At 69.2% G+C, this 6,305-nt stretch carries 8 protein-coding genes; 6 read left to right on the top strand and 2 right to left on the bottom strand.

Annotation, left to right across the window (positions count from 1 at the left end; translation table 11 throughout):
* Positions 1–342: 342 nt before the first annotated feature.
* Positions 343–792, top strand: a complete 450-nt coding sequence (locus DMX10_RS31635) for a phage infection protein (protein ID WP_111264804.1) — start codon at positions 343–345, stop codon at positions 790–792.
* Positions 793–892: 100 nt separating this feature from the next.
* Here the strand turns inward: DMX10_RS31635 and DMX10_RS31630 are convergent, their stop codons facing one another.
* Complete coding sequence (locus DMX10_RS31630; RefSeq protein ID WP_111264805.1) at positions 893–1,972, bottom strand: fatty acid desaturase; 1,080 nt, start codon at positions 1,970–1,972, stop codon at positions 893–895.
* A gap of 41 nt (positions 1,973–2,013) precedes the next feature.
* Positions 2,014–3,120 (bottom strand): ferredoxin reductase, encoded by a 1,107-nt coding sequence (locus DMX10_RS31625; RefSeq protein WP_111264803.1) that lies wholly within the window; start codon positions 3,118–3,120, stop codon positions 2,014–2,016.
* 139 nt (positions 3,121–3,259) lie between these two features.
* Between DMX10_RS31625 and DMX10_RS31620 the strand changes: the two genes are divergently transcribed.
* From DMX10_RS31620 to DMX10_RS31600, 5 genes are all read left to right on the top strand, one after another.
* On the top strand, positions 3,260–3,895 hold the full coding sequence (locus DMX10_RS31620; protein ID WP_111264802.1) for a TetR family transcriptional regulator: 636 nt from the start codon (positions 3,260–3,262) through the stop codon (positions 3,893–3,895).
* Positions 3,896–4,061: 166 nt separating this feature from the next.
* On the top strand, positions 4,062–4,562 hold the full coding sequence (gene ureE / locus DMX10_RS31615) for an urease accessory protein UreE (RefSeq protein WP_111264801.1): 501 nt from the start codon (positions 4,062–4,064) through the stop codon (positions 4,560–4,562).
* Positions 4,559–5,233 carry an urease accessory protein UreF gene (locus tag DMX10_RS31610; protein WP_111264800.1) on the top strand — a complete coding sequence of 225 codons (675 nt, stop codon included), beginning with the start codon at positions 4,559–4,561 and terminating at the stop codon, positions 5,231–5,233. The genes ureE and DMX10_RS31610 overlap by 4 nt, the downstream gene beginning before the upstream one ends.
* 9 nt (positions 5,234–5,242) lie before the next feature.
* Positions 5,243–5,857, top strand: a complete 615-nt coding sequence (gene ureG, locus DMX10_RS31605) for an urease accessory protein UreG (RefSeq protein ID WP_021222421.1) — start codon at positions 5,243–5,245, stop codon at positions 5,855–5,857.
* 22 nt (positions 5,858–5,879) lie between these two features.
* On the top strand, positions 5,880–6,305 hold a 426-nt coding region (locus tag DMX10_RS31600; RefSeq protein WP_111264799.1), incomplete at its 3' end, for a HupE/UreJ family protein.

The following is a 6,305-nucleotide window of genomic DNA, read 5'->3' as shown; positions in this document are numbered from 1 at the left end:
CCCCGGCACCCACACACTCGCGGGTTTCACCCGCCCTAGGGGCTGCCCAGGCCCCGCATCGGTAACCGGAACCTGCAGGTCGGGTGCCACCCGGCACGCGCGTCCGTCGCTCACCGTCTGCCACGCCCGCATCACCGCCATCGATGAGTAGCCCGCAAAGCCTGTGCAAAGCCTGCGAAGAAGCGCCAAAGGCACCCTCGACCCATTGATCTGAAATGGAAAAATCAACCATTAAAGAGATCGATGCTTACTATTGGCCGCCTTCACTTCTGGGCTTTCCGGGGGCTCCGTAACATGGGCTCCGTAGTCACTTACCAGCCCCCCCACGAGGAGCCACAGATCATGAAAGCCCATGCCATTGCCGCCCTGTTCCTGACCAGCCTTTCCGCCACCGCCTTTGCCCTGCCCTCCGAGCCGCAACCGGTTCTGGGCGAATCCCGCGACAACAGCGGCTTCATCCAGGTCGTCGAGCCGGTTGCCGAAAACGGCTCCGATCGCACCCCCGGCCTGCGTGTCGCTGAAGGCGGTGCCGAACGCACCCTGAACCGCGTTGCCGAAGGTGGCGCCGACCGCACCCCGGGCTTCCGCGTCGCCGAAGACGGTGCCGACCGCACCCCTGGCTTCCGCGTCGCCGAAGACGGTGCCGACCGTACTCCTGGCTTCCGCGTCGCCGAAGACGGTGCCGACCGCACCCCTGGCTTCCGCATTGCCGAAGACGGTGCCGACCGCACTCCGGGCTTCCGCGTCGCCGAAGATGGTGCCGACCGTACTCCTGGCTTCCGCGCCGTCTGAAGTGGGTTCGCTCACTGAGGCGAGAACAGATGCGCCGCCCACACGGCGTCCCTCCACAGACTGAAAGCCCGGCACACGCCGGGCTTTCGCATTTCTGGGGTCACACCGGGACGGCGGCCGGTGGCGAACGGTAGATCCAGATGCGCTTGAGCACGGTGGCGAACTGCACGGACAGCCTGCCGCTGTTGTAGACCTGGCCGTAGCGCCGGGCGATCTCCTTCACCTCCACCGCCAACGCGGCGTAGCGACGGGCCGGCAGGTCGGGGAACAGGTGGTGCTCGATCTGGTGGCTGAGGTTGCCGGTGAGGATGTGCAGCAGCGGCCCCCCGGCGAGATTGCTGGAACCGCGCAGCTGGCGCAGGTACCACTGGCCGCGGGTTTCGCCCTCCAGCACTTCGGGGGGGAAGACCACCGCCTGCTCGGTGAAGTGGCCGCAGAAGATCACGGTGAAGGTCCACAGGTTGCGGATCAGGTTGGCCAGGGCATTGCCCGCCACCACCGCCCAGGCGTTGGCACCCAGGGCCAGTGCGACGAGGGGGAAGAACAGGTAGTCCTTGACCAGCTGGCGCAGCACCTTGGCGTTGAACTGGCGCAGGCGCGGGCGCAGCTCCTCGCGGCTCATGCGGCCCTTGAAGTACTGGTCCAGGCGCAGGTGCTGCACGGCCACGGAAAACTGGAACAGCAGCGCCTGCAAGGTCACCCACAGCGGTTGCCAGCGGTAGAAGGGCTTCCAGCGCTGCTCGGGGAACAGCCGCACCAGCCCGTAGCCGACATCGTCATCGCGGCCGAGCACGTTGGTGTAGGTGTGGTGGACATGGTTGTGGGTGTGCCGCCAGAAGTCGGCGGGACCGACGATGTCCCACTCATAGCGCTGCCCGGAGAATTCCGGGTCGTTCATCCAGTCGTACTGGCCGTGCATCACGTTGTGGCCCAGCTCCATGTTCTCGAGGATCTTGCCCAGCCCCAGCAAGGCGCTGCCCAGGAGCCAGGTGGGCGGGAACCAGCCGAGCAGCAGCAGAAGCCGGCCGGCCCAGCAGCACAATCGGGTCACGCCACGGATGCGGCGGATGTAGCGGGCGTCCGCCTCGCCCAGGTCGTCCAGGGTGCGCTGGCGCAGGGCGTCCAGCTCGGCGGCGAAGGCCCGCAGTTCCTCGGGGCCCAGTTCTCGGTCGATACGCATGTCGTTCTCGCTCATCGAGGCGTTGTCGGCATGACGCCGGTTCAGAGGTCGAGCACCAGGTCGCCCATGGGAGCGCTGACGCACAGGCGGATGGGCTGGCCCGGTTCGGCGGCCAGCGCGCCGGTTCGCAGGTCGCGCACCGTGCCGCTGACCAGCTTGCAGGTGCAGCGGGTGCAGACGCCCTGGCGGCAGCCGTGGGCCGGGCGCAAGCCATGGGCCTCGGCCTGCTCCAGCAGGTTGTAGCGGCTGTCGCCCTGCATCTCGCTGCGCGAGCGGGCGAAGCCCAGGCGCACCTGGCGCGCGGGCTCGTCCGGGTTCAGCGCCGGCGCGCTGAAGGCTTCCAGTTGCAGAGCGCCCCGCCGGGGCTCGGCCTGCCACCACTGGCGCACCGTCGAGACGAAGCCGTGGGGCCCGCAGGCCAGCAGGTCGCTGGCGTCGATGTGCTGCACAGCGCCCGCCTGGAACCGTCCGGCCAACTCGTCGGCTGCCGGCGGCTCGCCGCTGATCGCCCAGCGCACGCTGAAATTCGGATGGCGCCGCGCCAGGGCCTGCAGCTCCTCGGCGAAGGCCCGCTGGCCGCGCCGGCGCACGTAGTGCAGCAGCGTCACCGGCGCCGCGAAGCCTTGCGCCAGGGCCTCGCGCAGCAAGCCCAGCAGCGGTGTGAGTCCGCTGCCGGCTGCCAGCAGCAGCACGCCATCGGCCCCCTGCGGCCAGCGCAGCTCGCCCTCGGCCTGGCCCATCTCCACCTGCGAGCCGATCTCGAGGAAGTCCAGCAGGCGGTTGGACAGGCGCCCACCCGGCTGGCGCTTGATCGCCAGCTCCACGCGGCCGTCGGCATGCACCGCGGTCAGGCTGTAGCTGCGCCCCAGGCGTACGCCATCGAGGCTCTGGTGCAGTTGCACATGCTGACCGGGGCGCCAGCCCCTGGCATTGCCGTTGACGCGAAAAGTCAGCGCGAGCATGTCGTCCGCGACCCAGTTGCGCGCCTCCAGGCGGGCGAAGACCCGGTTGAGACGCAGCAACGGGTGCACGCGGGCCAGGAAGAAATCGACCTCGGCTTCGCGCAGCCAGGCGCGCTCGGCGAGCGCCCGCAAGGGCTTCAGGGCGGGCGCCAGGTGGCGGGCGAGGGACAGGGGAATGAGGGGCATCGGCAACACCAGTGAACACTTGTTCACTAGCCTGCATGAGCACCCCGCTTTCAGTCAACAACCGTTCACTGAATGCGGTTCGCACCGGCAGGGGGCATTTGCTAGAGTGCGGCGCATCCACACCCCGCGAACCGGCTCCATGACCCCACGCTCGGAACAGAAACAGCAGACCCGCCAGGCCCTGATGGATGCAGCGCGCCTGCTGATGGACAGCGGCCGCGGGTTCGGCAGCCTGAGCCTGCGCGAAGTCGCCCGCACCGCCGGCATCGTGCCCACCGGCTTCTACCGCCACTTCGCCGACATGGACCAGCTCGGCCTGGCCCTGGTCAGCGAGGTGGGCGAAACCTTCCGCGACACCATCCGCGTGGTCCGCCACAACGAATTCGAGATGGGCGGGATCATCGACGCCTCGGTGCGCATCTTCCTCGACGCGGTGAAGGCCAATCGCGGCCAGTTCCTCTTCCTCGCCCGCGAGCAGTACGGCGGCTCGCAACCGGTGCGCCAAGCCATCGCCGCCCTGCGCGAGCGCATCACCGACGACCTCGCCGCCGACCTCAAGCTGATCAACCGCATGCCGCACCTGGACGACCCGGCGCTGGACGTGGTCTCCGACCTGGTGGTCAAGACGGTATTCGCCACCCTGCCCGAGCTCATCGACCCGCCCGCCAAGGGCCTGGCCCCGCACCTCACCCCGGCGGCCAAGATGATCCAGCAACTGCGCTTCATCATGATCGGCGGCAAGCACTGGCAGGGCCTCGGCAGCGCCAGAAGCTGACCGACCCGTCAGCGCGCACCAAAACGATCCATCGCGCACCACGACGAAGCATTCCGGCGCCCCAGGAACTGTCAGCCCGCGCCCCATGCGCCGCAACACAAGGCCTCGCACCCTCTTGGCAAGCACCTTGCTCTAGCACCGGCATTGCACACTGCCGGGACCTCCCATGCTGGTCATCCAGGAAAGAATCGAACCCCGCGAAAGCTGGGACGCCGAACTGCTGCTCACCTATGAGGCGCGCAGCAAGAGCCGCCTGCGCTGCTTCAGCGTCGCCGGCGAAGACGTCGGCCTGTTCCTCGATCGCGGCCAGCCGCCCCTGCGCGACGGCGACTGCCTGCTGGCCCAGGACGGCCGCGTGGTGCGCGTCACCGCCCGCCCCGAGGCACTGCTCCACGTCACCTGCGCCAACGCCTTCGAACTGACCCGCGCCGCCTACCACCTGGGCAACCGCCACGTCGCCCTGCAGATCGGCGAGGGCTGGCTGCGCCTCCTGGACGACTACGTGCTGCTGGCGATGCTCGAACAGCTCGGCGCGCGGGTCGAGCGCATCGAGGCCGGCTTCCAGCCCGAGCACGGCGCCTACGGCGGCGGCCACCACCACTCCCACCACGGCGACGCCGACTTCAACTACGCGCCGCGCCTGCACCAGTTCGGAGTGCGCACGTGAACCCGGCCTGGCAGCTGCTGCGCCTGGCCAGCCCCCAGCTGCCCATCGGCGGCTACAGCTACTCGCAAGCCCTGGAGCTGGCGGTGGACCAGGGCCTGGTGGACGACCCGCAGAGCGCCGAACGCTGGATCACCGACCAGTTGCTGCTCAACCTCGCGCGCTTCGAGGCGCCACTGCTGCTGGCCCTGTGCGAGGCCGCCGCCGACGCGGACTGGACCCGCTTCAGCGACCTCGGCGAGTGCCAGCGTGCCAGCCGCGAAACCCGCGAACTGCAGCTGGAGAACCGGCAGATGGGCTACTCCCTGCAGCAGTTGCTCGAAGGCCTGCCGGAGCTGGATGCCCCGGCCCGCAGCGCCCTTGCCGCCCTGCACGAGCCCGTGCTCGGCTGCGCCTGGGCCCTGGCCGCGCGCACCTGGCGCATCGCCCCGCAGGACGCCCTCGCCGCCTGGCTCTGGGGCTGGCTGGAGAATCAGCTGGCCGTTTTGATGAAGACCCTGCCGCTGGGCCAGCAAGCCGCCCAGCGCCTGACCTCCGCGTTGTTGCCGGCCCTGCAGAAGGCGCAGGACACGGCCAGCGAGACTCCCGAAAACCAGTGGGGCAGCGCCGCCTTCGGCCTGGCCCTGGCGAGCATGGCGCACGAGCGCCAGTACAGCCGTCTGTTCCGTTCCTAGGAGAGCAACATGCACAGCCAACCCCTGCGCGTCGGTATCGGCGGCCCCGTCGGTTCCGGCAAGACCGCCCTCACCCTGGCCCTCTGCCGCGCCCTGCGCGACCGCTACAACCTGGCCGTGGTGACCAACGACATCTACACCCAGGAAGACGCCCAGTTCCTGGTGCGCAACGAGGCCCTGGACCCCGAGCGCATCATCGGCGTGGAGACCGGCGGCTGCCCGCACACCGCCATCCGCGAGGACGCCTCGATCAACCTCGAGGCCGTCGACCAGCTCAACCGCCGCTTCCCCGGCCTGGAGCTGATCATCGTCGAGTCCGGCGGCGACAACCTCTCCGCCACCTTCAGCCCGGAGCTGTCGGACCTGACCCTCTACGTGATCGACGTCTCCGCCGGCGACAAGTTGCCGCGCAAGGGCGGCCCGGGCATCTGCAAATCCGACCTGCTGGTGATCAACAAGGTCGACCTGGCGCCCATGGTCGGCGCCTCCCTCGAGGTGATGGACCGCGACGCCCGCAAGATGCGCGGCGACAAGCCCTTCGTCTTCAGCAACCAGAAGGTCGGCCAGGGTCTCGACGAGATCATCGCCTTCATCGAGAAGCAGGGCCTGCTCGGCGCTGCCTGACCCGCACAACAAGGAGCTTCACATGACCCTTCGCAAAGCCCTCTACGCCCTCGCCCTGTTCCTCACCCCGGCACTGGCCTTCGCCCACCCCGGGCATGATTCCTCCGGCCTCATGGCCGGCGTCGCCCACCCCATCACCGGCCTCGACCACCTGCTGGCGATGCTCGCCGTGGGCCTCTGGGCCGCGCAGCAGCAAGGCGCCGCGCGCTGGGCACTGCCGGTGACCTTCGTCGGCACCATGCTGCTCGGTGGCCTGCTGGGCTTCGAAGGCCTGGAACTGCCCTTCATGGAAACCGGCATCGCCGCCTCGGTACTCGCCCTCGGCCTGCTGGTGGCCGTGGCCGTGCGCCCGCCAATGTTCGTCGCCGTGGGCCTGACCGCCCTGTTCGCCCTGGCCCACGGCGTCGCCCACGGCCTGGAACTGCCCGAGCTGTCCAGCACCTGGGGC

Origin of the sequence: Pseudomonas sp. 57B-090624 (assembly GCF_003234055.1) — a bacterium.
GTDB classification, from domain to species: Bacteria; Pseudomonadota; Gammaproteobacteria; order Pseudomonadales; family Pseudomonadaceae; genus Metapseudomonas; species Metapseudomonas tohonis.
The sequence above is the reverse complement of the archived record's forward strand: the minus strand, read 5'-3'. Positions and strand labels throughout refer to the sequence as shown.

What these genes read in the sequence shown, in the direction of transcription:
- DMX10_RS31635 (WP_111264804.1), top strand. Translation starts at nt 343, where the DNA reads ATGAAAGCCCATGCCATTGCCGCCCTGTTCCTGACCAGCCTTTCCGCC.
- DMX10_RS31630 (WP_111264805.1), bottom strand. Translation starts at nt 1,972, where the DNA reads ATGCGTATCGACCGAGAACTGGGCCCCGAGGAACTGCGGGCCTTCGCC.
- DMX10_RS31625 (WP_111264803.1), bottom strand. Translation starts at nt 3,120, where the DNA reads ATGCCCCTCATTCCCCTGTCCCTCGCCCGCCACCTGGCGCCCGCCCTG.
- DMX10_RS31620 (WP_111264802.1), top strand. Translation starts at nt 3,260, where the DNA reads ATGACCCCACGCTCGGAACAGAAACAGCAGACCCGCCAGGCCCTGATG.
- ureE (WP_111264801.1), top strand. Translation starts at nt 4,062, where the DNA reads ATGCTGGTCATCCAGGAAAGAATCGAACCCCGCGAAAGCTGGGACGCC.
- ureG (WP_021222421.1), top strand. Translation starts at nt 5,243, where the DNA reads ATGCACAGCCAACCCCTGCGCGTCGGTATCGGCGGCCCCGTCGGTTCC.